The sequence below is a fragment of the Bradyrhizobium sp. LMTR 3 genome (genome assembly GCF_001693485.1).
Classification (GTDB): Bacteria; Pseudomonadota; Alphaproteobacteria; order Rhizobiales; family Xanthobacteraceae; genus Bradyrhizobium.
The window spans coordinates 408,635-434,077 of sequence record NZ_MAXC01000043.1 but is presented as its reverse complement, the minus strand read 5'-3'; the positions used below and the strand labels follow the sequence as shown (position 1 = coordinate 434,077).

At 63.7% G+C, this 25,443-nt stretch carries 18 protein-coding genes; 10 read left to right on the top strand and 8 right to left on the bottom strand.

What is annotated here, in order from left to right:
* Positions 1-268 precede the first annotated feature (268 nt).
* Complete coding sequence (locus LMTR3_RS25560) at positions 269-1,033, top strand: helix-turn-helix domain-containing protein (protein WP_065747729.1); 765 nt, start codon at positions 269-271, stop codon at positions 1,031-1,033.
* 159 nt (positions 1,034-1,192) lie between these two features.
* On the opposite strand, the gene LMTR3_RS25555 is transcribed toward LMTR3_RS25560, so the two are convergent.
* Positions 1,193-2,740 carry an acyl-CoA synthetase gene (locus tag LMTR3_RS25555; protein WP_065747728.1) on the bottom strand — a complete coding sequence of 516 codons (1,548 nt, stop codon included), beginning with the start codon at positions 2,738-2,740 and terminating at the stop codon, positions 1,193-1,195.
* A gap of 192 nt (positions 2,741-2,932) precedes the next feature.
* On the opposite strand from LMTR3_RS25555, the gene LMTR3_RS25550 reads away from it, so the two are divergent.
* From LMTR3_RS25550 to LMTR3_RS25520, 7 genes are all read left to right on the top strand, one after another.
* On the top strand, positions 2,933-4,087 hold the full coding sequence (locus LMTR3_RS25550) for an acyl-CoA dehydrogenase family protein (protein ID WP_065747727.1): 1,155 nt from the start codon (positions 2,933-2,935) through the stop codon (positions 4,085-4,087).
* Between the two features lie 104 nt (positions 4,088-4,191).
* Positions 4,192-5,346, top strand: coding sequence for an acyl-CoA dehydrogenase family protein (locus LMTR3_RS25545; protein ID WP_065747726.1), 1,155 nt, complete (start codon positions 4,192-4,194; stop codon positions 5,344-5,346).
* Positions 5,347-5,381: 35 nt separating this feature from the next.
* Entirely contained in the window at positions 5,382-6,038 is a 657-nt protein-coding gene (locus tag LMTR3_RS25540) for a glutathione S-transferase family protein (protein ID WP_065747725.1), read from the top strand.
* A gap of 83 nt (positions 6,039-6,121) precedes the next feature.
* Positions 6,122-6,943 (top strand): helix-turn-helix domain-containing protein, encoded by an 822-nt coding sequence (locus LMTR3_RS25535; protein WP_065747724.1) that lies wholly within the window; start codon positions 6,122-6,124, stop codon positions 6,941-6,943.
* Positions 6,944-7,007: 64 nt separating this feature from the next.
* A complete protein-coding gene (locus LMTR3_RS25530) occupies positions 7,008-7,874 on the top strand; it encodes a beta-keto acid cleavage family enzyme (RefSeq protein ID WP_065747723.1) in 867 nt (288 codons plus the stop codon).
* 118 nt (positions 7,875-7,992) lie between these two features.
* Positions 7,993-9,609, top strand: coding sequence for an acyl-CoA carboxylase subunit beta (locus LMTR3_RS25525; protein WP_065747722.1), 1,617 nt, complete (start codon positions 7,993-7,995; stop codon positions 9,607-9,609).
* Between the two features lie 11 nt (positions 9,610-9,620).
* The gene (locus tag LMTR3_RS25520; RefSeq protein ID WP_176721989.1) at positions 9,621-11,582 is read left to right on the top strand and encodes an acetyl/propionyl/methylcrotonyl-CoA carboxylase subunit alpha; all 1,962 of its coding nucleotides are present in this window, start codon (positions 9,621-9,623) and stop codon (positions 11,580-11,582) included.
* Positions 11,583-11,722: 140 nt separating this feature from the next.
* Here the strand turns inward: LMTR3_RS25520 and LMTR3_RS25515 are convergent, their stop codons facing one another.
* The 7 genes from LMTR3_RS25515 to LMTR3_RS25485 form a co-directional block, all read right to left on the bottom strand.
* Positions 11,723-12,715 (bottom strand): ABC transporter ATP-binding protein, encoded by a 993-nt coding sequence (locus tag LMTR3_RS25515; protein ID WP_065747720.1) that lies wholly within the window; start codon positions 12,713-12,715, stop codon positions 11,723-11,725.
* Positions 12,712-13,725, bottom strand: a complete 1,014-nt coding sequence (locus tag LMTR3_RS25510; RefSeq protein WP_065747719.1) for an ABC transporter ATP-binding protein — start codon at positions 13,723-13,725, stop codon at positions 12,712-12,714. Before LMTR3_RS25510 ends, LMTR3_RS25515 begins: the two co-directional genes overlap by 4 nt.
* Entirely contained in the window at positions 13,725-14,618 is an 894-nt protein-coding gene (locus tag LMTR3_RS25505; protein ID WP_176721988.1) for an ABC transporter permease, read from the bottom strand. Before LMTR3_RS25505 ends, LMTR3_RS25510 begins: the two co-directional genes overlap by 1 nt.
* 4 nt (positions 14,619-14,622) lie before the next feature.
* A complete protein-coding gene (locus LMTR3_RS25500; RefSeq protein WP_065747717.1) occupies positions 14,623-15,570 on the bottom strand; it encodes an ABC transporter permease in 948 nt (315 codons plus the stop codon).
* 140 nt (positions 15,571-15,710) lie between these two features.
* The gene (locus tag LMTR3_RS25495; protein WP_065747874.1) at positions 15,711-17,306 is read right to left on the bottom strand and encodes an ABC transporter substrate-binding protein; all 1,596 of its coding nucleotides are present in this window, start codon (positions 17,304-17,306) and stop codon (positions 15,711-15,713) included.
* A 278-nt stretch (positions 17,307-17,584) separates the two neighbouring features.
* Positions 17,585-19,135: an AMP-binding protein gene (locus LMTR3_RS25490; RefSeq protein WP_065747716.1), complete on the bottom strand. Its 1,551-nt coding sequence runs from the start codon at positions 19,133-19,135 to the stop codon at positions 17,585-17,587.
* Positions 19,136-19,151: 16 nt separating this feature from the next.
* Positions 19,152-20,306 carry an iron-containing alcohol dehydrogenase gene (locus LMTR3_RS25485; protein WP_065747715.1) on the bottom strand — a complete coding sequence of 385 codons (1,155 nt, stop codon included), beginning with the start codon at positions 20,304-20,306 and terminating at the stop codon, positions 19,152-19,154.
* Positions 20,307-21,076: 770 nt separating this feature from the next.
* On the opposite strand from LMTR3_RS25485, the gene LMTR3_RS25480 reads away from it, so the two are divergent.
* On the top strand, positions 21,077-22,207 hold the full coding sequence (locus tag LMTR3_RS25480) for an efflux RND transporter periplasmic adaptor subunit (protein WP_245319995.1): 1,131 nt from the start codon (positions 21,077-21,079) through the stop codon (positions 22,205-22,207).
* A complete protein-coding gene (locus tag LMTR3_RS25475) occupies positions 22,204-25,356 on the top strand; it encodes an efflux RND transporter permease subunit (RefSeq protein ID WP_065747714.1) in 3,153 nt (1,050 codons plus the stop codon). The genes LMTR3_RS25480 and LMTR3_RS25475 overlap by 4 nt, the downstream gene beginning before the upstream one ends.
* Positions 25,357-25,443 lie beyond the last annotated feature (87 nt).

Below are 25,443 nucleotides of genomic sequence, written 5' to 3'. Positions count from 1 at the left end.
ACGGCGATTTTGCCGGGTGAGAGGGTGCGGAATTCAGTGATTTGGCACGAGCGGAATGATTGGCAATGTTCGGCCGCCGGCCAGCGCGGCACGCCGCGGTCGAGGCGGCTTTGTGCGGGTTTGTGATGGATTGTGCGTCTGGTACACTGAGCATGATCCCGACCCGAAGGGCCGCGTTGGCGCAAAGTGGGTACCGGTTTTCCCTCGCGACAAACGCGGAACGCGTTTGCGCGGAGATCATGCCCAAAGGAGGCGAGCAGAGGTGACGATGCCAGCGCCGGACAAGCAGCTTTCCGCCGAACAAAGCCGGCAGATTGCCGACACGATTCGTGAGGAGATCGCCCGCCGCCGCATTTCCCGGCAGTCTCTGGCAGAACTTGCAAAACTCAGCCTGTCGACGCTGGAGAAAGTGCTGGGTGGCCGCCGCCCGTTCACCCTCGCCACCACCGTGCGGCTCGAGCAGGCGCTCGGCGTTTCCTTGCGCAAGATGCCGGAGGCGCCCGCGCCCGTGGCTGCCATCAACGGCGAGGTCGCACCCGATGGCTTGGGTGCCTATTCGCGCCGCGCGGTGGCCTGGATCGAGGGAACCTATGTCACGGTGCGTCCCTCGTTCGGCGACAAGGACGCGATCTTTGCCTATCGCACCGAAATTTCATGGGACGATGCGGCATCTTCTCTGGTGTTTCACGAGAGCGAACGGCAGGACGCGGCGTTCACCCAGTTCGGCGAAGTGGCGGTGCCGAACCAGTCCGGCCACATCTACCTGGTCACCAACCGGCACGGCCAGCATCGCCTGATCACGGTGGCGCGGCTCGCGATTTCGGGCGAGATGTACGGCATCATCACGACGCTGCTCGCCGGCCGCGGCTCACTGTTGACGCCGATCGCGGCCCCGATCGCCTATTTGCCGATCAAGATGGTCGCGAACCCGACCTTTGGCCGCGTGTCTGCCGATGACCCCAACTACGCGCAATACCGCCAGCATCTGAGGCGAACGACGGAAGAACCGTTCGCGATGTTCCTGCCGGGGTAGCCCCTCTCCTTTTTTTCCGCTGTCATCGTCCGCGAATGCGGATGATCCAGTACGCCGCGGCGCCTAAGATTGATACCGCGGCCAGTGAATACTGGATGCCCCGCCGGAGCCTGTCATCCGGCCGGCCGAAGGCCGGACCGGGTGGCGGGGCATGACAAGTTACGACGCCAGCTTGTCGGTCGCTTTCGGCGCGTTGAACTGCTGTCGCAGCGTCGGCTTGTGAATCTTGCCCGTCGCGTTGCGTGGCAGCGCATCGACGAACTCGATCAACCTGGGACATTTGAACCGCGCCAGATTGGCCGCGCAGTGGGCGTGAATTTCGGCAGGCGTCAGCGTATGGCCCGGCTTGACCGCCACGATCGCCATGCCGACCTCGCCCCACTGCTCATTGGGAATGCCGATGACGGCAGCTTCGGCGATTGCGGTGAGCTGATGCAGCACGCTCTCGACCTCGGCCGGATAGACGTTCTCGCCGCCGGAAATGTACATGTCCTTCCAGCGGTCTACGATGTAATAAAAGCCTTCCTCGTCGACGCGCGTGGCGTCACCGGTGTGCAGCCAGCCGTCGGTGAAGGACGACTGGTTGGCGTCCGGCCGGTTCCAGTAGCCGGGCGTGACGTTCGGTCCCCTGACCCAGAGTTCACCGAGCTCGCCCACATCGGCGTCCGTCCCGTCGGGACGGACGATCTGCACTTCCGTATGCAGCACCGGCTTGCCGGACGAGCCGGCCTTGCGCGCGGCGTCCTCGCGGTCGAGTGCCAGCACGGCCGGCGACGTCTCGGTCATGCCGTAGCCCTGCTGCAGGGCGACGCCGCGTTCTTCCCACACCTTCAGCAGCGGCACCGGCATCGGCGCGCCACCGACGCCGCCGATCACCAGGCGGCTGAAATCCGATGTCGCGAACGAAGGATGCTGCGCCATGAACTGGTAGATCGCCGGCACACCGAAGAATTGCGTAATGCCGTATGATGGGTCGCTGATCAGTTGCAGCGCCTGGCCTGGATCGAACGCGCGCATGATCAGCACGGTGCCGCCGGCATGGAGCACCGGGTTGGTGTAGCAATTGAGCCCGCCGGTATGGAACAGCGGCAGCACCGTGAGCAGAACCGTCGACGGCGAGACATAGGCAGGGCCGCCGAGATTGACGCAGTTCCAGAACGTCATGCCGTGGGTGATGATCGCGCCCTTGGGCTGGCCTGTCGTGCCCGAGGTGTACATGATAGTCGAAATGTCGTCGTGCGTGACGCTTTCGAACCGGTCGAGCGGTTTGGATGCCGCGATCGCCGACTCATAGGAGCCGCCGGGGCCAAGCAGCAGCGCCGATGAAACGTTGCAGAGCTTCGCGACCGTCAGCGCGACTTCCGCGAGATCCGTGTCATGGACCATCACCTTCGGCGAAGAATCGCCGACAATGAACTGCAATTCGGGAACCGTAAGCCGCGTATTCAAGGGCAGGAAGACCGCCCCTAACCGGCCGCAGGCGAACTGCACTTCGAGCGTATCGGTCGTGTTCAGTGCCAGCACGGCAACGCGGTCGCCGCGCTTGACGCCGAGCGCATCGCGCAGATGCGTGGCAAGACGCGAAATGCGGTCGTCGAACTCTGCGTAGGAGAGGCGGCGGTCACTCGCGAGGTCGATGGCCGCGATCTTGCCCGGCGTGCGGCGGCCGAAATGGGCAATCCAGTCGTAATAACGAACCGAGGGCATACTTCCTCCAGGGTAGAAACGGTCTTGCGCCGCTCGATACCGGCAATCTTATCTCGTTTTATCTGATGAGGCCGGCATAACGGTGTAATGTCTTGCGTTGTGTGGCTGGCCGCATCGCCAAATAGGCCGCAGCCGCTCAACGCAAGTTTGCGCGGGCCAAATCGGGGCATCGTAATCCTTGCGGAGGAAAGCATGCTGGAGCGCACAGGGGCGCAGAGCCCGTTCTACACGGCGGATCACGAAGCGTTCCGCGACGTGATGCGCCGCTTCGTGGGGCGCGAGGTTGAGCCCTATGCCCATGAATGGGACGAAGCCGGCGAATTTCCGCGCGAGCTCTATCGCAAGGCGTCCGAGATCGGGCTGCTTGGGCTTGGTTTTCCCGAAGAGTATGGCGGTGTGGCCGCCGACCAGTTCATGAAGATCGTGGCGTCGCAGGAACTGGCGCGTGCCGGTGCGGGCGGGGTCAGCTCCAGCCTGATGAGCCACACCATCGGCTCGCCGCCGATTGCGCGCGCCGCGCGGCCCGAGGTCAAAGCGCGGGTGTTGCCGCAGGTGCTGTCGGGCGAGAAGATTTCGGCGCTAGCGATCACCGAGCCGAGCGGCGGCTCCGACGTCGCCAATCTGCGCACCAAGGCGCGGCGCGATGGTGACTATTACGTCGTCAGCGGGGAGAAGACCTTTATCACGTCGGGCATGCGGGCCGACTATCTGACGGTCGCGGTGCGCACCGGCGGCGAGGGACCGGGCGGCGTCAGCCTGCTGTTGATCGAAGGCGATACGCTGGGCCTGTCGCGGACGAAACTGAAGAAGATGGGCTGGTGGGCCTCGGATACCGCCACGCTGCATTTCGACGAGTGTCGCGTCCCTATCGAGAACCTGATCGGCGAGGAAGGCCAAGGCTTCAAGATCATCATGCACAATTTCAACAGCGAGCGCATGGGCATGGCGGCGAGCTGCACGGCCTATGCCCGTGTCTGCGTCGAGGAGGCGATTGCCTATGCGAAAGAGCGCAAGACCTTCGGCAAGCCGATCGCGCAGCATCAGGTGATCCGTCACAAGATCGTCGACATGGCGCAGAAGGTCGCGGCGTCGCAGGCGATGCTGGAAATGTTGGCGTGGCGGCTCGGACAGGGCGAGAGCCCGGTCGCCGAAATCTGCATGATGAAGAACCAGGCGACCCAGACCATGGCGTTCTGCGCCTCCGAGGCTGTCCAGATTTTCGGCGGCGCCGGCTTCATGCGCGGCGTCAAGGTCGAGCGCATCTACCGCGAGGTCAAGGTCAACGCCATCGGCGGCGGCACCGAGGAGATCATGAAGGATCTCGCCTCGCGGCAGATGGGCCTCTAACCGTCGTTCCGGGGCGCGCGCCAGCGCGAACCCGGAACCTCGATCCATTAGCTCCAGATTCCGGGTTCGCGCTACGCGCGCCCCGGAATGACAGGAAGGAACACATGCTCTTCACCGCCGATCACGACGAACCCCGCCGCATCCTGCAAAAGTTCATCGCCGCCGAGATCAACCCGTTCGTCGACGAATGGGAGAAGAACGATATCTTTCCGGCGCACGAGCTGTTCAAGAAGCTTGGCGATCTCGGCTTTCTCGGCCTCAACAAGCCTACCGAGTTCGGCGGCCAGGGGCTCGATTATTCCTACGCACTGATGATGGCCGAAGAGCTCGGTGCCATCACCTGCGGCGGCGTGCCGATGGCGATCGGGGTGCAGACCGATATGGCGACGCCGGCGCTGGCGCGGTTCGGTTCTGATGAGGTGCGCCGTGAGTTTCTCGCGCCCGCGATTGCCGGTGATGCGGTGGCCTGCGTCGGCGTCTCGGAGCCGGGCGCCGGTTCCGACGTCGCCTCGATCAAGACGCAGGCGCGCTCCGACGGCGACGATTACGTCATCAACGGCGGCAAGATGTGGATCACCAACGGCGTGCAGGCGGACTGGATCTGCCTGCTCGCCAACACCAGCGACGGCCAGGTCCATCGCAACAAGTCGCTGATCTGCGTGCCCATGAAGACCAAGGGCGTGCAGGTCGCGCGCAAGCTCGACAAGATGGGCATGCGCTCGTCCGACACCGCGCAGATCTTCTTCGACAACGTCCGGGTGCCCAAGCGCAACCGGATCGGCGAGGAAGGCAAGGGCTTTACCTATCAGATGGTGCAGTTTCAGGAGGAGCGGCTGTGGGGCGCGGCGGCCTGCCTTAAGGCGCACGAGTTCATCATATCAGAGACGATCGAATACACCCGCAACCGCAAGGCGTTCGGAAAATCGATCCTCGATAACCAGACCGTTCATTTCAAGCTGGCGGAGATGCAGACGGAGGTCGAGCTGTTGCGCGCGCTGGTCTACCGCGCCGCCGAGGCGTTGATCGCGGGCGAGGACGTGACGCGGCTTGCCACCATGGCCAAGCTCAAGGCGGGACGGCTGGGGCGCGAACTCACCGATGCCTGCCTGCAATTCTGGGGTGGCATGGGGTTCATGAACGAGACGCCGGTCAGCCGGGCCTATCGCGACAGCCGCCTGACCTCGATCGGCGGCGGCGCCGACGAGGTGATGCTGATGGTGTTATGCAAGATGATGGGCACGCTGCCGAAAAGCCAATAAGAACAAGTCAGAAAAGTAACGATGAGGAACGGTTGATGATCACGCTCTATCACTGCGACGGCGCCCGCTCGTTCCGCCCGCTCTGGATGCTGGAAGAGATGGGCTTGCCCTACGAGTTGAAGATGCTGCCGTTCCCGCCGCGCGTGCTCGCCAAGGAGTATCTCGCGATCAATCCGCTCGGCACCATTCCGTTCATGATCGACGGCGATACCAAAATGACGGAGTCCTCCGGCATTTGTTATTACCTCGGCACCAAATACGGACCGACCCCGCTGGTGGTAGGGCAGGATGATCCGGCCTATGGCGCCTTCCTGAACTGGATGTACTTCAGCGACGCCACACTGACTTTTCCGCAAACGCTGGTGCTACGATACAGCCAGCTCGAGCCGGAAGAACGGCGGAACCCGCAAGTTGCCGGCGATTACGCGAAATGGTTCCTGGGCCGGCTGCGCGCGGTCGAGGCAGCGACCGCCAATGCCGAAAACCTGTGCGCCGGCCGCTTCACCGCGGCCGATATCGTTAACGGCTACGCGCTGCGGCTGGCCGGCAATATCGGCCTGGACAAGGATTTCGGGCCGAATGTCAGGGCATATTGGGCCCGGTTGCAGGAACGCGAGGGTTACCAGCGCGCGGTTGCGGCGGAGCGCAAGGCCGGCATCGAGCAAAACGTCGCGCCGCGCGTTCGGGCTTGAGGGGTTGCGTCTGGTCAGTCCTCAAATTTCCGCTATGGTTGACCCATCGCAGCGGCCAGAGAGCCGCGCGAGGAGGACGAGCCATGGACGATACTGGCCACAAATCCGGCCATCTGATGCTGATCACCCCGGAACGCGTGTTCTACGCCGGTCTGCTCGGTCGGCCCCGGCAACGCTGCTCGGGCGGGTTCAACATCTATGTTGCGATCGAGGGCGGTCTCTGGCTCACCACTGCCGATGGCCGCGAAACCCATGGCGACATGGTCGCTCTGTTGCCGAACGTCAGGCATACCATCGCCAGCGATCATCGCTCGGTGCTCAGTGTCGTGATCGAACCGGAGAGCGTTCGTCCCGGTGCGCTGGAAGATTTTGCGACGCGCCTCGCGGGGCCCGAGGGCGCGGCTTTCGCCGGCCGCATTCGGGTCGCCTATCGTGAACTGCGCGAGCATCACGCCCGCAATGAGTTTTCCAGCGCCGAATTCGATCGCCTGTGCCTTGGTGAAGTCTTGCCGCAACGTGAGCTCGATCCACGCGTGGCACATGCGATCGTGCAGATCGGAAAATTCTCCGGCGAGCCGGTGACGGCGGCAAGCTGCGGCGCCGAGGCCGGATTATCGCCGTCGCGGTTCCTACATCTCTTCAAAGAGCAGACCGGGATATCCTTCCGCTCGTTCCGCGCCTGGAAGCGCGCGCGGCATTTGCTGCATTTCGCCAACCAGGACATCAACCTTGCGCATCTCGCGCAGGATATCGGCTATCCCGATTCCACGCATTTTAGCCATTCGATCCGCCGCTTCTACGGGCTGAAGCCGCGCGCAATCTTTTCCGGCTCGCGCGATCTCGCGATCTACAGCCACCGCCGTGCCAGCGCCGACAATAGCGGGTGGACGCAAGAAGCCGGCTGATGCGGCACGCATGATCGCGCTGGATGTTCGCGATCTCTCGCGTCCCGTTTTCGAAGGTTGATCGATGGGCGACAAGGCCGTTATTACCTGCGCGCTGAACGGCGTGTTGACCGACCCGAAGCAGCACAACGTGCCGGTGACGCCGGAGCAGATGGCGCGTGAGGCCAGGGCCGCCTTCAACGCCGGCGCCAGCATCATGCACATCCATCTGCGCCAGCAGGAGCCGAACAAGGGGCATCTGCCGTCCTGGGACGTCAACGTCTCCAGGGAGATCCAGCAGGCGATCCGTGAAGCATGCCCCGGCGTCATCATCAATCACACGACAGGCACGTCGGGCCCGAAATATCAGGGTGCGCTCGATTGCGTGCGCGAGACGCGGCCCGAGATCGCGGCCTGCAACGCCGGCTCGCTGAACTATCTCAAGGTCAAATCCGACAACACCTGGGCCTGGCCGCCGATGATGTTCGATAACGCGGTCGAGAAGGTGCAGGACTATCTCGACGCCATGAAGGACACCGGCACGAATCCGGAGTTCGAATGTTTCGACGTCGGCATCGTGCGCTGCGTCGGCATGTACGTGCAGACCGGCATGTATTCCGGACCGCTCGAATATAATTTCGTGATGGGCGTGGCGTCAGGCATGCCGGCGGATCCGGAGTTGCTGCCGATCCTGTTGAAGCTGAAGTTGCCGGAAGCGCATTGGCAGGTCACCGCGATCGGCCGCGCCGAAATCTGGCCGCTGCACCAGCGCTGCGCCGATCTCGGCGGTCATTTGCGCACCGGGCTGGAGGATACATTTTATCTCGCCGACGGCACCAAGGTGACGTCGAATGGACAGTTGATCGAAGCCATCGCCGCCTGCGCACGGCGTGCGGGCCGCGAGATCGCGAGCCCCGCTGAAGCGCGGCAGATATTCGGGACCAGGCATTGAGGTCGTCATTCCGGGGCACGCGAAGCGTGAACTATGGTGCGCAATTGCGCACCTGAGAATCTCGAGATTCCGGGTTCGATGCTTCGCATCGCCCCGGAATGACGGAGCAAATTAGTTTATGGCCATAATCGAATCCACCATCTCCCCCTCCAGCGCCGCCTACAAGGCCAACCGCGACGGCATGCTGGCGCTGATCGCGCGCATGCGCTCGCTGGAAGATCGCACGCGCGCCGCATCGGCCGCAGCCAAGGATCGCTTCCACAAGCGCGGGCAATTGCTGCCGCGGGAGCGTGTGGCGCTGGTGCTCGATCCCGGCTCGCCCTTCATCGAACTGTCGACACTCGCCGGCTACATGTTCGATGTGCCGGACGCCGACAAGAGCGTGCCCGGCGGCGGCGTGATCGCAGGTATCGGCTTCGTCTCCGGCATCCGCTGCATGGTTAGCGCCAATGATGCCGGCATCGACGCCGGCGCGTTGCAGCCGTTCGGCCTCGACAAGACGCTGCGGGTGCAGGAACTGGCGCTGGAAAACAAGCTGCCTTACGTGCAATTGGTCGAAAGCGCCGGCGCCAATCTGCTGCGCTACCGCGTCGAGGACTTTATCCGCGGCGGCAACATCTTTCGCAATCTGGCGCGGCTGTCGGCCGCCGGCCTGCCCGTCGTCACCGTGACGCATGGATCGTCAACGGCGGGCGGCGCCTACCAGACCGGGCTTTCCGATTACATTGTAATGGTCCGCGGCCGCACCCGCGCATTCCTGGCCGGACCGCCACTGCTAAAGGCCGCGACGGGCGAGGTCGCGACCGAGGAGGAACTCGGCGGCGCCGAGATGCACACCTCCATCTCAGGGCTCGGCGACTATCTTGCCGAAGACGACCGCGACGCGCTGCGCATCGCGCGCGACATCATGGCCAACCTGGAATGGGATCGGCCGAAGCCTGCGACATTGTCCTTCAAGCCGCCACGCTATGACGCCGAGGAACTGCTCGGCATCATGCCGATGGACCACAAGCGTCCCGTCGACATGCGCCAGGCCATCGCGCGCTTCGTCGACGGTTCCGATTTCACCGAGTTCGGCGCGAATTACGGCCCCGCCACCGTGTGTGGCCACGCCCGCATCGAAGGACAGGCGATCGGGATCATCACCAACAACGGCCCGCTCGATGTGCCCGGCGCCAACAAGGCGACGCACTTCATCCAGGCCTGCTGCCAGTCGCGCACGCCGCTGCTCTACATGAACAACACCACCGGCTATATGGTCGGCCGTGCCTACGAAGAGGCCGGCATGATCAAGCACGGCTCCAAGATGATCCAGGCAGTGACGTCGGCGACCGTTCCGCAGATCACGATCTACTGCGGCGCGTCCTTCGGCGCCGGCAATTACGGCATGTGCGGGCGCGGTTTCCACCCGCGCTTCTGCTTCTCCTGGCCCAATGCCAAGACCGCCGTGATGGGCGGCGAGCAGGCCGCCGAAACCATGGCGATCGTGACCGAGGCTGCGGCGGCGCGGCGGGGCAAGCCGATCGAGAAGGAAAAGCTGGAGGCGATGAAGGCGCAAATCACGGGCGTGTTCGACGGCCAGATGGATGTGTTCTCAACCAGCGCGCGGGTGCTCGACGACGGCGTGATCGATCCCCGCGATACCCGCAGTGTGCTTGCCGAAGTGCTGGCGATCTGCCGTGAGGCCGAAGCGCGCTCGCCGCAGCGCATGCAATTCTCGGTCGCCCGGCCATGAGCGGGATCGAGATGAAGCGAACGCCATTTTTCAAGATTCTCGTCGCCAATCGCGGCGAGATCGCACTGCGGATCATGCGCACCGCGCGGCGGCTCGGCTATGGCGTGGTTGCCGTCTATTCCGATGCCGATCGTGATGCGCTGCACGTGCGTGAGGCGGACCAGGCCGTGCGGATCGGGGAGGCGCTGCCGGCGCAGTCTTATCTGCGGATCGACGCGATCATCGCAGCGGCCAAAGCCAGCGGGGCCGGCGCGGTGCATCCGGGCTACGGCTTCCTCGCCGAGAACGAGGATTTTGCGCAGGCCTGCCGCGATGCCGGGCTGGTCTTCATCGGGCCTTCGCCAGAGGCGATCCGGGCGATGGGCAACAAGGCCGGCGCCAAGGACATCATGCGAGAGGCTGGCGTGCCCATCGTGCCCGGCTATCAGGGCGCGGACCAGAGCGACGCAGTGATGCTAGCGGAGGCCAGGAAGATCGGCTTCCCCGTGATGATCAAGGCGGTTGCCGGCGGTGGCGGGCGCGGCATGCGGCTGGTCGAAGACGCCGCGGCATTTCCGGATGCGCTGCGCAGCGCAAGGTCGGAGGCGCAGGGCGCGTTCGGTGACGCAAGCGTGATCTTGGAGCGCGCCATCGTCGATCCCCGCCACATCGAGATTCAGGTGTTCGGCGACCGCTACGGCAATGCCATTCATCTCGGCGAGCGCGATTGCTCGGTGCAACGCCGACACCAGAAGCTGATCGAGGAAGCGCCGTCGCCAAAAGTGACGCCGGAACTGCGAGCGCGCATGGGCGCCGTCGCGGTCGCTGCCGTCAAATCGATCGGCTATGAGGGCGCGGGGACGCTGGAGTTCCTGCTCGATCCGTCCGGCGAGTTCTATTTCATGGAAATGAACACGCGCCTGCAGGTCGAGCATCCCGTCACCGAAGCGATTACCGGGCTCGATCTGGTCGAACTGCAGTTGCGCATTGCCGCCGGCCAGCCGCTGGGGCCCAAGCAGGAAGACGTCAAATTCTCCGGCCACGCCATCGAGGTGCGGTTGTGCTCGGAGGACGCGGACCATGACTTCATGCCGCAGTCGGGGCGAATGGAGCTGTGGCAGATGCCCGACGGCATCCGCGTCGAGCACGCGCTGCGATCGGGTTCGGAGATTCCGCCGTTCTACGATTCGATGGTCGCCAAGATCATCAGCCACGGCGTCGACCGCAACGAGGCCCGCGGGCGGCTGATTTGCGGACTGGAGCAGACCGCGGCGTTCGGCGTCACCACCAATCAAGGATTCCTGATTTCCTGCTTGCGCCATCCTGCCTTTGCGAAGGGCGAAGCGACTACGGCCTTCATCGGCAATCACCGCGACGAATTGCTGGCGTCGCGTGCGAACGACAGTACGGAGGCTGCGCTGGCGGCATTGCTGCTTTACGTCACCAACCCGCATGCGCCTCCCTGGCGCAGTGGACGCAGCCTGGCGGCGACGTTCCCGCTGACGATGCGGATCGACCTTGGCCACGGTGCGTTCGAGGTTGATATCGTTCGGAACCGCGACGGGAGTTATGTAGCCGGCCTCGATGACGACGAGCGTCGTTTCGAGATCGACGAGCTCGGCCCAGACACGATCCGCTTCCGCACCGATGGCCTGATGGAGTCAGCGAGATTCCTGCGCGATGACGGTCGTCTGTACATCCTTCATCGCGGAGCCTCGATTGCCGCCCGCGATCTGACGCTGGCCGCACCGGCCTCCGCTGCGGCGGCGGACGGCGACGGCAAGGTGCGCGCGACGATGAACGGCCGCGTGGTGGCGGTGCTGGTCAAGCCTGGCGAGCAGGTTGCCGTCGGCCAGCCGGTGATGACGCTGGAAGCGATGAAGATGGAGCACGTGCACATGGCAGGTGTTGCCGGCACGGTTTCGTCGATCGATGTCACCGAGGGCGAGCAGGTGACGACGGGACGGATCGTCGTGGAGATCGCGGCGGCGTGACATAAATCTCTGTCGTCCCGGGCTTGACCCGGGACCCATAACCACGAATGTTCGATTTGTGCGAAGTTGGGGCGATAACTTTCGTTCATAAGTAACAGCGGTGGTTATGGGTCCGTGCGTTCGCAGGGACGACGATAGACTTACTCCGGTCGCCCCGTGCCGTCGTTCAGCCAGCACGCTACCTGATGTCTTTCGCCGGCTTCCACCAGCGCCGGCCGCTCCACCTTGCAGCGGTCCATGACATAGCGGCAGCGGGTGTGGAAGGCGCAGCCTGAGGGTGGATTGATCGGGCTCGGGACGTCGCCGTCGACCATCGGCGCAAGGCGCTTTGCCTTGGGATCAGCGACCGGGACTGACGCCAGCAGCGCCTGCGTATATGGATGCCGCGGGTTCGCGAACAATTCCGACTTGTCCGCAATCTCGACAATGCGCCCGAGATACATCACGGCGACGCGATGGCTGATATGGGCGACGACGGCGAGATCGTGCGCGATGAACAGGTAGGAAAAATCGTTCTTGCGCTGCAGGTCGATCAACAGGTTGATCACCTGCGCCTGGATCGAGACATCGAGCGCCGAGACCGGCTCGTCGCACACGATCAGGCTCGGCCCAAGCGACAACGCCCGCGCGATGCAGATGCGCTGCCGCTGGCCGCCGGAGAATTGGTGCGGGTAGTTCTTCATCTGATCGGGGCGCAATCCCACCTGCGCGAACAGTTCCGCGACGCGTTCCTGCTGCGCGCGGCCGGTTGCCAGCCCATGCACGGCGAGCGGCTCGCCGACGATATCGCCCGCGGTCATGCGCGGATTGAGCGAGGCGAACGGGTCCTGGAATACGATCTGCATCGAGCGACGGTGCGGCCGCATCTCGGCCTTGCTCAGGCCGGTGATGTCGGTGCCGTTCAGCTTGATGGCGCCGCTGGACGGCTCCACCAGCCGCAGCACGGCGCGTGCGACCGTCGATTTGCCGCAGCCGGATTCGCCGACCAGCCCGAGCGTCTCGCCTTTGGCAACCGAGAAGCTGACGCCGTCGACCGCATGCACGGTGCCGACGCGCCGGCGCAGGACGCCGCCGCGCACCGCGTAATGCTTGACGAGGTCGGTGACTTCAAGGAGGGGGCGTTGGTCGCTCATGGCGCGCCTACCAATTCGGTTGCGCGCCAGCACGCCGCGAGATGATTGGCATCGACTTCCTGCAGCGGTGGATATTCGGCGCGGCATTGGTCCACGGCGAGGCGACAGCGCGGCGCAAAGGCGCAGCCCGGCGGAAGGTTCGTCAGCGACGGCACCATGCCGGGAATCTCGTTCAGTCGCGCATCGGTCTTGGCACCAAACGAGATCACCGCGGGCATCGAGGCCATCAGCCCGCGCGTGTAGGGATGCTTTGGATTTTCGAACAGATCCTCTACGGTCGCTTCCTCGACCTTCTTGCCGGCATACATCACGATAACGCGCTGCGCGGTTTGCGCGACGACGCCGAGATCGTGGGTGATCAGGATCAAGCCGGTGCCGAGCCGCTTTTGCAGGTCGACGATCAGCGCCAGGATCTGCGCCTGGATCGTCACGTCGAGCGCGGTGGTCGGCTCGTCCGCGATCAACAGCGCCGGCCGGCACGCTAGCGCCATCGCGATCATCGCGCGCTGCCGCATGCCGCCGGAGAGCTGGTGCGGATATTCCTGCGCACGGCGTTCCGGTTCGGGAATGCGGACCAGGCGGAGCATCTCGACCGCCTTGGCCCAGGCCTCCTTCGCGGTCATCTCCTGGTGCAGGCGGAGCACTTCGGTGATCTGGTCGCCGATCCGCATCACCGGATTGAGCGAGGTCATCGGCTCCTGAAAGATCATCGAGATCCGGTTGCCGCGGATGTCGCGCATCTCGGCCTCATCAAGGCTGAGCAGATCGGTTCCTTCCAGCGTCACCGAGCCGCCGACCACGCGGCCCGGCGGGTCCGGCACCAGCCGCATTACCGAAAGCGCGGTCACGCTTTTGCCGCAGCCGGATTCGCCGACGATCGCGAGCGTCTCGCCGCGGCGCACGGTGAACGAGACGTCGTCGACCGCGCGGAACAGCCCGGAATTGGTGAAGAACACCGTCTGCAGGTTCTTCACATCGAGAATAGTGTCGTCCTTGCGCGCCTCGCTCATCAGCCGCGCTGCCTCGGATCGAGGATGTCACGGAGCGCGTCGCCGAACAGATTGGTGCCGAATACGGCAAGGGAGATGGCGACGCCCGGGAAAATCACCAGCCACGGCGCGGTGCGGACATATTCGGCCGCCGATTCCGACAGCATGCGGCCCCAGGACGGATAGGGCTCGGGGATGCCGAGGCCGAGGAACGACAGCGAGGCTTCGGTGAGGATGGTGGAGCCGAGCTGCGCGGTCGCCAGCACGATCAAGGGCGCGAGCGTGTTCGGCAGCACGTGGCGGAGCGCGATGCGGGTCTCGCTCATGCCGATCGATTTTGCGGCTTCGACGAAGGGCTGCTCGCGCAGCGCCAGCGTATTGGCGCGGATCACGCGGGCGACCGTCGGGATCAACGGGATCGCAATCGCGATGATCACGTTCGGCAGCGACGGGCCGAGCGCTGCCGTCATCACCAACGCCAGCACCAGCAAGGGCAGGGCCTGCAGAATGTCGGTGATGCGCTGGAATAGCAGATCGACCCAGCCGGACAGATAGCCGGATACGAGGCCGACGATGACGCCGATCGACGATCCGAGCGCGGTGGCGCCGATGCCGACGGCGAGCGAGATGCGCGCGCCGTGAATGATCCGGCTCCAGACGTCACGGCCGAATGAATCGGTTCCCATCCAGTGCGCCGCGCTCGGTGGCGCCAGCCGCTGCGCCGAATCGACACTGAGCGGGTCGTAGCGGGCAATCAGATCGGCCGAGATCGCCATCCAGACGAACATCACCATGATGACAAGGCCGATCGTGCCGAGCAGATAACGTTGCGCCAGGAATGCCAGCCGGCGCCAGCCATGCGTCGAATGAGCGCCGGCCCGCCTCAACTCGCTCTCGAAGTTAATCGTGGTCACGCGGCTAGTCCCCATACCGGATGCGCGGGTCGATCGCGGCGTAGAGCATATCGACGGTGAAGTTCGCAACCACCACGACCACGGCGATCAGCATCACGAGATTCTGCACGATCGGGTAATCGCGCCAGCGCAGCGCCTCGACCAGGAAGCGGGCCACGCCTGGAATATTGAACACGGTTTCGGTGACGATCAGCCCGCCGATCAGGAACGCCGCCTCGATGCCGATCACGGTTATAACAGGGAGAATCGCGTTCTTCAGCGCGTGGCGATAATTGACCGAAGCCTCGGACGCGCCCTTGGCGCGCGCGGTGCGAATATAATCCTGCCGCAGAATCTCCAGCATCGAAGAACGCGTGATCCGCATGGTCAGCGCGGCGCTGCGAAAACCAACCGCCATCGCCGGCACGGCATAGATCGCGAACGCCTCGGTCCAGGTTGCCGGGTTCGGATTGTAGATGGGCATGTGGCCGAACAGGGAAACCGACGCCATCAGGATCAGCAGTCCGAGCCAGAACGAGGGTAGCGACAGCCCGCTCAGGCTGACCACACGCAGGGTATAATCAAGCCGCGAGCCTTGGTGGACTGCGCTGAGAACGCCTAAGGGAATGCCGATCGAGGCCGAGAACAACAGCGCCAGCGCCGCCAGCCGGGCGGTGATCGGAATGCGCGGCAGGATCTCCTGCAGCGCTGGCTTTTCCGAGACGTAGGAATAGCCGAGATCGCCGTGCAGCAGCCCGCCGATCCAGTTCAGATATTGCTGGTAGATCGGCAGGTCGAGGCCGAGTTCCTTTTCCAGGTTGGCCTTGTCGGTGGGATCGACGAAGCCGGCGGCGTCGAACAGGATGTCGACGATGTTGCCGGGGACGACCCGCAGCAACACGAAGATGATGATCGAGATCCCGACCAGGGTCACGAGCATCAACGCGAGGCGTCGCACGATATAAGCAAACACCCGGCTACTCTCCCTGACCCATCGGCTAGCGTCCCCTCGGTTCTGATGAATCAGAACCGAGCTCTCGATTTTTGTTTTGACGCGTTTTCTTCACGCGAACCGGGATCCACTTCGCTCGAAAACGCTATCGCGGCCGGACGCTACTTGTCCATCCAGACGTCTTCGTAACGATAGCCGTTGTAGGAGCTGTTCACCATGATGGTGATGCCCTTGACATAGGGATGCCAGCAGGAACCCGCCCGGCTGTGGAGGATGGTTGGCCGCGCCACGTCTTCCTGCAGTTTCTTGTCGATTTCCCAGACCAGCTTCTTGCGCTTGGCGACATCCTTTTCCATCGACTGCTGGTCGAACAGCTTTTCGATTTCCCTGTTGCAGTAGTTGGTATAGTTCCGCTCCGAGCCACAGGAATAGTTCTCGTAGAACGACTGGTCGGGATCGTCGACGGCATTGCCGGTGAGGTTCAGGCCGAGCGAGTAATCCTTGCGGGCGACCTTCGGAAACCACTGCGCGGTATCGACGACGTCGAGCTCGCCGTCGATATAGATGTTCTTGATCTGGTCGATCAGGATCACGGCAGGATCGCGGTAAATCGGAATGTTGCGCGTCGCGATCTTGACCGCGAGACGCTTGTCCGGACCGTAACCAGCTTTCTGCATCAGCTTGCGCGCCTCTTCCCGGTTGGCGTTGACGTCAGGGCCATAACCCGGAATTGATTCGAGCATTTCCTTCGGCATCGCCCACAGGCCGCCCGGCGCCGGGAGCATAACGCCGCCGATGTCGGCTTGTCCCTCGAACAGGATCGAGACGAAGGCCTTGCGATCCAGCGCCAGCGCCAAAGCGCGGCGAATGTCGAGATTGTCGAACGGTGGAGCGGACGAGTTGATGATGATGTTGGTCGAGACGTTTACCGGCTCAACCACGCACGCTGCGTTCGGTGCCTGCGACTTGACCTCCTTGAGCAGCGGGATCGACACTTCGGTCGGGAACGTCATGTCGAACTTGCCCGAGACAAATCCAAGGATCGCCGTCGAACGGTTGGGGATGATGGTGAATTCGATGCCGTCGAGGTGCGGCAGGCCCTTCTTGAAGTAATCGTGATTCTTGGTGAGTTTGATGGACTCGTTGGCCTTGAACTCGACGAACTTGAACGGGCCGGTGCCGACCGGCTTGGTACGCATGTCGGCCGGGGAGACGTGGCAGGGGTAAACCGGGGTGTAGCCGGAGGCGAGTAACGACAACAACGCCGGCTGCGGCCGCTTCAGGCTGAACGATGCCTCGAAATCGCCGTTTGTCGTCACGTCCTCAACCTGGTTGTACCAGGACTTTCGCGGGTTCTGGCGAAACTTCTGTTGCGACTTGCCCATCAGCATGTCGAACGTGCATTTGACGTCGGCTGCGGTGAACGGCTTGCCGTCATGCCACTTGACGCCCTGCTTCAATTTGAAAGTGAGTTTTTTGCCGTCGTTGCTCCAGGCCCAGCTCTCCGCCAGGTCCGGGACGATGGAGTCTGCGCTGTTCTGTGCGACGTCCTGCTTGAACACGACCAGGTTGTTGAAGACCGACATGAAGGGAATGTTGATCGAGAAGGTCGCGCCTTCGTGGATCGAGGCGCTGCCCGGGCTGTCGCGATGATAGACCCTGAGGATGCCGCCCTGTTTCGGCTCGCCGGCCGATGCAACATCGTGAGCCGGCAGCAACAACAACGCTGCGGCGGCAAGCGCATGAACGCTCCGCATGGTCCCCTCCCACATTTGCTCGGTCTCGAAACGGCCGATTGCATCAGACGATAGCATGACCGCGCGTCCGGGCAACCAGCCAAGACGATGCACAGATCGGCAATTCGAACTAATCGAAAATCCGCGCGGCGGAACATGCGCGCCGCGAAAGCGGCAGATTCGTTGCGGGGTAGCCGTTGTGCTGCGGCTTACGCTGGAATATCTCGCCGGATGATGCACCGCACCACCGGGTGTCGCGACGTCTGCGTTCGAGTTCGCCATCTCACATCGTCGCATGCTCACACGATCCGCGAGGCCTTGTTGCCCCAATAGCGATCGCGCAACAGGCGCTTGTAGAGCTTGCCGGTCGGCAGCCGCGGCAGTTCGGCCTCGAAATCGATCGAGCGCGGCACTTTCTGGCGCGACAGCGATTGGCTGCAGAAGGCGATCAGTTCGTCGGCCAGCTCTTGTCCAGGCGAAACGCCCGGCATCGGCTGCACCACGGCCTTTACTTCCTCGCCGAGATCGGGATTCGGCACGCCGAACACCGCGGCATCGGCGATCTTGGGGTGGGTGATCAGGAGGTTCTCGCATTCCTGCGGATAGATGTTGACGCCACCGGAGATGATCATGAAGGTCGCGCGATCGGTCAGATAGAGATAACCGTCCTCATCGACATAGCCGACGTCGCCGACGGTGCTCATGCTGCCGTCAGGCGAGCGCGCCTCCTGGGTCTTGGCCGGATCGATGAAATATTCAAACGGGGTCGCGGTCTTGAACCATACCGTGCCCGGGGTGCCCACCGGGCAGGGACGCATGTTCTCGTCGAGAATATGGAGGTCGCCGAGCAGCACCCGGCCGACGGTGCCGCGGTGTGCCAGCCATTCCTTGCTGTTGCAGGCGGTGAAGCCGAGCCCTTCGGTGGCGCCGTAATATTCATGGATGATCGGCCCCCACCATTTGATGATGTCGTCCTTCACCGCAGCCGGGCAGGGCGCGGCGGCGTGGATCGCGATCTCGAGCGATGAGAGGTCGTAACGCTTGCGGACATCCTCCGGCAGCTTCAGCATGCGCGAGAACATCGTCGGCACAAGCTGGGTGTGGGTGACGCCGCATCTTTGAACCAGTTCCAGATATCTTTCCGGATCAAAGCTTTCCATGATGATGACGGTGCCGCCGGCGCGGATCGTCAGATTGACCGCCGCCTGCGGCGCCGAATGGTAAAGCGGCGCGGGCGAAAGATAGATCATGCCTTCGCGGTAGTGCCAGACGCCGTGCAGGAAATCGAAGATCGCCAAGTTCTGAAGCGGAGGCTGTTCGGGCAGCGGTCGCAGGATGCCCTTCGGCCGGCCGGTGGTGCCCGACGAATAGAGCATCGCGGTGCCGATGCATTCGTCTGCTATCGGCGTCTTCGGCAGGCCTGACGTCGCCTGCTCAAGCCCGACGATACGCTCGCTCTCGCCGTCGCCGTCTGCGACAATGCATAAGTCGACCTTGGGGCATTCCTTCAGCGCCTCGCGCACGACGTCGAGCTTTGCCTTCGAGGTGACGAGAATGCGCGACTGGCTGTTGGTCAGGATGTAGGCGAGTTCGCCCGCGGTCAGGTAGGAGTTCACGCAGGTATAATAAAGTCCGCTCCGTTCGCCGGCGCCGCACGCCTCGAGGTAGCGGCTGTTGTTCTCCATGAAGATCGAATAGTGATCGAGGCGCTTGAGTCCGCGCTTGCGAAACAAGTGCGCCAGCCGGTTCGTGCGCGCCTCCAGTTCACGATAGGTTACGGCCTCTCCGGTGGAAGCCATGATGAAGGCGGGCTGCAGCGGACGAAGGTGAGCATGCGTGCCGGTGTACATATTGGCTTCGGTCTCCTTACGCGGTCATGTCCAGAATCTCGCGTACCTGCGCCGGTCCCTCGATCTTGCGCGGATTGCGCGGCACCCACGGCGTTGCCATCGCTTGTTGCGCGATGCGGTCGAAATGCTCGGGCCCAACCTTGACCTCGCGCAGGCTGCGCGGCATGCCGAGATTGCGAATGAAGCGGTCGAGCACGTCGCCGGCGTCATCGTTCGGATGGCCCATGGCGGCTGCGACCAGCGCCTGACGTTCGGCATTCGCCGACTTGTTCCAGCGCATCACCGACGGCAGCATCACGCAGGAGGTGTAGCCGTGTGGCACGCCGAATTCGGCGCCGAGCACGTAGCCGATGCCATGGCTGGCGCCCATCGGCACGCCGGAAGCGAGAGGCCCGGTCGAAAGCCAGGTCCCGATCTGGCAATCCATCCGCGCGTCGAGGTCGCCGGCCGCGGCCTTCACCCGCGGCAGCGCCTGCGCCAGCATCGAAAGGCCCTTCAGCGCCTGCGCGTCGCCATATGGGTGAGCCTCGCGCGAGCAGATGCCTTCGACGCAATGGTCGACAGCGCGGATACCGGTCGACAGCCACAGCCATTCCGGCGTGTGCTGGGCAAGCCAGGGGTCGAGAATCACGGCGCGCGGCATCAGTAGCGGATGGCGCAGTGCTTCCTTGACCCTCGTCTTCTCGTTGGTGACGCCGGCCGTGGAAGAGAATTCACCGCCGGCGATCGTCGTCGGCACGCTGATCTGGCGCACCGTCGGCGCGGCAAGTTGGGGTGAGCCGCCGCGACCGGCCTTGATCCGGTCGATGTCATCTGCACGGCGAATATCGTTGGCGAGACAGAGCTGCACTGCCTTGGCGCCGTCGGTGATCGAACCGCCGCCGATCGTGACGATGAGATCGGCATCCGCTGCGCGGGCCTGTTCGCCGGCGGCGATCACGGCTGAGCGCGGCGTATGCGGCGGCATCGCGTCGAACGTGCCGACGCAGCGCGGTCCCAGCGCACGGCGGATGGTATCGATCATATCGGTTTCGCGGTTGAGCGTGCCGCTGACCATCAGGAAGGCGCGGCTCGTGCCGAGCCGATCCAACTGCGCGACGAGCGCCTCGGATGCCGGCCGCCCGAACACGACCTCGTCCATGGTGCCGAATACGACACGCCCTCTGTGCACGCTTGTCCTCCCGGACATTTTCTGGCCCTTGTGGCGGGCCTTGCCGCAAGGTTAGCGGAGGAAATCGGCGACGTCATGCCCCAAGATGATGCCGTTGAGCCGCTTCGTAGGACGGGTGGAGCCAACGGGTCCGGCCCGATGATAAGCTCCGCGATACCCATCAATGCCGATGCACGTGATGATGGGTTTCGCTTCCGCTCTACCCAGGCTGTCATCCCCGCCACCGGGTCTCGCCTCCGGCGAGCCCGATGACAGGCTCCGGCGGGGATCCAGTACGCCGCGGCTTCTCGGTTCGATCACTGCTGCCTCTGGAATACTGGGTCGCCCCGGTCCTAGTGCGCAATTGCGCACAAGGCCGGGCGATGACAACTGAGTATGCATTCGCGATCTCGCGACATGAGCTGGCCGAGTTCTGCCATCAACTTCCCGCCCTCCGTCGTGCGACGTCACGATTTCGTCATCAGGCGACGATTAGCTGACCATTCGTCGCAACGGGTTCCGCTTTCATCGCAGTGCGAAAACGCGGAATCCGCGTTGCGAAGAGCGTTGGCTACGATGATGCATAACGATTGTGCTTGATCCCGGCCGGTTCTTGACGAGACTGGGAACCGATCACATCTGTGGCCTCCGCCACTAAGTTCCACGGCAAGCCTTTTCCATCAATCAGGATGTTGAGAATGCAGGGGGAGATGGGATTGAGCACGACTGAGCCATTGAAAGGTCCGGCTGCGGCGAGCCGTTATGGTCACACACTTCGCGGCCTCAAATGGCTGCCCCCATTGCTTGCGCTTGCGCTGTCTGCTTGCGGCGACAAGCCGCCGCAACAGCCAGCCGCCGCGGCGCCATCGGTCACGGTCTCGCAGCCGGTGAAACGTACCGTCACCGATTGGGACGAATTCACCGGCCGCTTCGAGGCCATCCAGGAGGTCCAGGTTCGCGCCCGCGTCGGCGGGTTCGTGACCAGCGTCGAATTCCGCGACGGCGCGATCGTGCGCTCAGGCGATCTGCTGTACGTGATCGACGCCCGGCCGTTCGAGGCGGTCGCCGAACAGGCCGATGGACAGTTGTCCGATGCGCGCGCGAGAGCGGAGCTCGCCAGACGCGAACTCGATCGCGCGCTGACATTGAATCAAACCCAGGCGGTGTCCGATTCCGTCGTGGACCAGCGCCGCCAGACCCTGCAGGCGGCGCGCGCCGCGGAGATGCAGGCCGAAGGCGCGCTCAAGGCCGCCAAGCTCAATATCGAATTCACCCATGTGATGGCACCGATCACCGGCCGCGTCAGCCGCCATCTCGTGACGCCTGGCAATCTCGTGCAGGGCTCCGAGGGCGGCGCGACGCTACTCACCTCGATCGTCTCGCTCGACCCGATCTACATCTATTTCGATGTCGACGAGGCGACTTACCTGCGGAACAGCCGGCTCTGGTCCGAAGGCAAGCGGCCGAGCTCGCGCGACACGCCGAACCCGGTCCAGGTGACGCTGACCGGCGAAACCAAGCCCTCGCATGAGGGCAAGATGGATTTCCTCGACAACCGCCTGGATGTCTCGACCGGGACGCTGCGCAGCCGCGCCGTGATCCCGAACAAGGATCTCTCGATCCTGCCCGGACAGTTCGGCCGCGTCCGGATCATCGGCAGTGCGCCCTATGAGGCGCTGCTGCTGCCGGATACGGCAGTCGCGACCGACCAGTCGCGCAAGATCGTTTTTGTCGTCAAGGACGACAATACGGTCGAGGCGAAGCCGGTGACGCTTGGACCGCTCGATGAAGGCCTGCGCGTGATCCGCGAGGGCCTGAAGGCGGAAGACCGCGTCATTATCGACGGCCTGCAACGGGCGCGGGTGGGAGCAAAGGTCAGCCCACAGCCGGGCGACATCAAGCCGGCTGGTGCCAAGACATGAATCTCGGCCGCCTCTCCATCAACCAGCCCATCCTGGCGATGGTGCTGTCGATCGTGCTTCTGATCGTCGGCGCGATCGCCTACACCACGCTGCCGGTCTCCGAATATCCGCAAGTGGTGCCGCCGACGGTGACGGTCACCACGCAATATCCCGGCGCCTCCGCACAAACCGTGTCCGACACCGTCGCCGCTCCGATCGAGCAGGAGATCAACGGCGTCGAGGACATGCTGTATCTCTATAGCCAGGCCACCTCGAACGGGCAGTTGACGATCACGGTCACCTTCAAGCTCGGCACCGATCTCGACAAGGCCCAGGTGCTGGTGCAGAACCGCGTCGCGATCGCGCAGCCGCGGTTGCCCGAAGAGGTGCAGCGCAACGGCGTCATCACCCGCAAGAACAGCCCCGACATCCTGATGGTCGTGTTCATGCTGTCGCCGGACGATACGTTCGACCAGCTCTACATCTCCAACTACGCGCTGCTGCAGGTCCGCGACGAGTTGCTCCGGCTCGACGGCGTGGGCGACATTCAGATCTTCGGCGCGCGCGACTACTCGATGCGGCTGTGGCTCGACCCCGACAAGATCTCTACGCTCGGCCTGACCGCGGGCGAAGTGGTGGCGGCGATCCGCTCGCAAAACGTGCAGATCGCAGGCGGCCAGATCGCGGAGCCGCCGATCGCCGACCGCGCCTTTTCGCCGAATCTCACCTTTACCGGCCGTCTGAAAGACCCGAAACAATTCGAGGAGATCGTGGTCAAGGCCGGCGCCGACGGGCGCACGGTCAAGCTGCGCGATGTCGCGCGGATCGAACTCGGTGCTTTGGCCTATTCGACCAACAGTTTTCTGCTGCGCAAATCCGCGGTCGCAATGCTGGTGACGCAGCGGCCGGGCTCGAATGCGCTGGCGACCGCCAAGAGTATTTCCAACACAATGGAGAAACTGAAGGCGAGCTTCCCGAAGGGGCTCGACTACAACATCGGCTACAATCCGACCGAATTCATCGCGCAGTCCGTCAGCGAGCTGATCAAGACGATCTACGAGGCGATGGCGCTGGTCGTGATCGTGGTGCTGGTATTCTTGCAGGGCTGGCGCCCGGCGATCATCCCGATTATCGCGATTCCGGTTTCGCTGGTCGGCACCTTTGCGGTGATGGCGGCGCTCGGGTTCTCGATCAACAATCTGACGCTGTTCGGCCTTGTGCTGGCGGTCGGCATCGTGGTCGACGACGCGATCGTCGTGGTCGAAAACGTCGAGCGTCATCTCGAACATGGCATGAGCCGGCGCGACGCCGCGCTCCGCACCATGCAGGAGGTCGGCAGCGCGCTGGTGTCGATCGCGCTGGTTCTGTGCGCCGTGTTCGTGCCGACCGCCTTCCTCGGCGGCATCTCCGGGCAGTTCTTCCAGCAGTTCGCGGTCACCATTGCGGTCGCGACCGCGATTTCCTGCTTCTGTTCGCTGACGCTGTCGCCGGCGCTGGCCTCGTTGATCCTGCAGCCGCACGAAGACAAGAGGCCGCCGGCACGCTGGAATTTCATCGCCCGCGGCTGGGGCGCCTTTACCGGCTTGTTCAATCGCGGCTTCGACCGGCTCGCGCATGGCTATGCCAGCACCGCCGATTTCGTGATCCGGCACGCGGTGGTGATGCTGGTGCTCTATGCGGCGCTGATCGGCAGCGCCGGATGGTTGTTGATAACGACGCCGCAAGGTTTCATTCCGGCGCAGGACCGTGGCTACGTGATCGTCTCCGTGCAATTGCCGGGTGCGGCCTCGCTGGCGCGAACGACCGAGGTGGTCCGCGAGATCGAGCGGATTGCGCTGGATACGCCAGGCATCATTCGCGTCGCGGCATTTGCCGGCTTCTCCGGCGCAACGCGGACGCAGGCGGGCAATGCCGCCGCGCTATTCCCCGTGTTCGAAGATCCGGCAGAGCGTCACAAGAAGGGGCTTTCCGCAGGCGCTATCGCCAACAATCTGCGCACGCGGCTGGCGAGCATCCAGGGTGCCTTCATCATCGTCATCCCGCCGCCCGCGGTGCCCGGCATCGGCACCGGGGGCGGCTTTACTATGCGCATCCAGGACCGTCAGGGCCGCGGCTCCGAGATGCTGGCGGCGGCGACCGACGAATTGATAGGCGCTGCGCGCAAGGCACCCGGGCTGACCCAGGTGTTCTCCACCTTTGCTGCCAATACGCCGCAACTGTTCGTCGACATCGACCGCGTCAAGGCGCAGAAGCTCGGCGTGCCGATCGCCAATATCAACGATACGATCCAGGCCTATTTCGGCTCGTCCTATGTCAACGACTTCAACCTGTTCGGCCGCACCTACCGCGTCACGGCGCAGGCCGACCTGCCGTTCCGCAAGGAGACGTCCGATCTCGCACGCCTGCGCACCCGCAACGCCGCCGGCGACATGGTGATGCTCGGTAGCGTTGTGAGTTTCAGCGACATCTCCGGCCCCGACCGCGTCGCGCGCTATAATCTCTATCCCGCGTCCGAGCTGCAGGGTGACACGCTGCCGGGGACCAGTTCGGCGACCGCGATCGACACCATGAAGAAGCTGGCCGAGGAAACGCTGCCGAGCGGCTTCTCTTTCGAATGGACCGATCTGTCCTACCAGCAGGTCACCGGCGCCCAAGCCGGCCTCCTCGTGTTCCCGATCTGCGTGCTGTTCGTGTATCTGGTGCTGGCGGCGCAATATGGCTCGTGGAGCCTGCCGTTTGCCGTCATCCTGATCGTGCCGATGTGCCTGCTGGCTGCGACCATCGGCGTGCGGATCATGGGGCAGGACGTCAACATCCTGACCCAGATCGGCTTCGTGGTGCTGGTCGGGCTTGCGGCCAAGAACGCTATTCTGATCGTCGAGTTCGCGCGCGACATCGAGCTTGAGGGCAAGGCGCGGCTGGAGGCCGTGATCGAAGCCTGCCGGTTGCGGTTGCGGCCGATCCTGATGACGTCATTCGCCTTCATCCTCGGCGTGCTGCCGCTGGTGATCTCGTCGGGCTCGGGCTCGGAGATGCGGCAGGCGGTGGGCGTCGCCGTGTTCTTCGGCATGATTGGCGTCACGCTATTCGGCCTGGTGTTTACGCCGATCTTCTACGTCATCGTGCGCAACCTCGCCGAAGGCAAGAGTAAGAAGCCGGCGGCGGTGTGAGTGCGATGGCTTCACCGCCAGCATCGTCATTCCGGGATGCGCCGATAGGCGCAGGCCCGGAATCCATCAGCCCGCATAACTTGTCGT

What these genes read in the sequence shown, in the direction of transcription:
- LMTR3_RS25510 (WP_065747719.1), bottom strand. Translation starts at nt 13,725, where the DNA reads ATGAGCGAGGCGCGCAAGGACGACACTATTCTCGATGTGAAGAACCTG.
- LMTR3_RS25525 (WP_065747722.1), top strand. Translation starts at nt 7,993, where the DNA reads ATGGCCATAATCGAATCCACCATCTCCCCCTCCAGCGCCGCCTACAAG.
- LMTR3_RS25475 (WP_065747714.1), top strand. Translation starts at nt 22,204, where the DNA reads ATGAATCTCGGCCGCCTCTCCATCAACCAGCCCATCCTGGCGATGGTG.
- LMTR3_RS25560 (WP_065747729.1), top strand. Translation starts at nt 269, where the DNA reads ATGCCAGCGCCGGACAAGCAGCTTTCCGCCGAACAAAGCCGGCAGATT.
- LMTR3_RS25495 (WP_065747874.1), bottom strand. Translation starts at nt 17,306, where the DNA reads ATGCGGAGCGTTCATGCGCTTGCCGCCGCAGCGTTGTTGTTGCTGCCG.
- LMTR3_RS25555 (WP_065747728.1), bottom strand. Translation starts at nt 2,740, where the DNA reads ATGCCCTCGGTTCGTTATTACGACTGGATTGCCCATTTCGGCCGCCGC.
- LMTR3_RS25530 (WP_065747723.1), top strand. Translation starts at nt 7,008, where the DNA reads ATGGGCGACAAGGCCGTTATTACCTGCGCGCTGAACGGCGTGTTGACC.
- LMTR3_RS25520 (WP_176721989.1), top strand. Translation starts at nt 9,621, where the DNA reads ATGAAGCGAACGCCATTTTTCAAGATTCTCGTCGCCAATCGCGGCGAG.
- LMTR3_RS25535 (WP_065747724.1), top strand. Translation starts at nt 6,122, where the DNA reads ATGGACGATACTGGCCACAAATCCGGCCATCTGATGCTGATCACCCCG.
- LMTR3_RS25515 (WP_065747720.1), bottom strand. Translation starts at nt 12,715, where the DNA reads ATGAGCGACCAACGCCCCCTCCTTGAAGTCACCGACCTCGTCAAGCAT.
- LMTR3_RS25540 (WP_065747725.1), top strand. Translation starts at nt 5,382, where the DNA reads ATGATCACGCTCTATCACTGCGACGGCGCCCGCTCGTTCCGCCCGCTC.
- LMTR3_RS25545 (WP_065747726.1), top strand. Translation starts at nt 4,192, where the DNA reads ATGCTCTTCACCGCCGATCACGACGAACCCCGCCGCATCCTGCAAAAG.
- LMTR3_RS25550 (WP_065747727.1), top strand. Translation starts at nt 2,933, where the DNA reads ATGCTGGAGCGCACAGGGGCGCAGAGCCCGTTCTACACGGCGGATCAC.
- LMTR3_RS25490 (WP_065747716.1), bottom strand. Translation starts at nt 19,135, where the DNA reads ATGTACACCGGCACGCATGCTCACCTTCGTCCGCTGCAGCCCGCCTTC.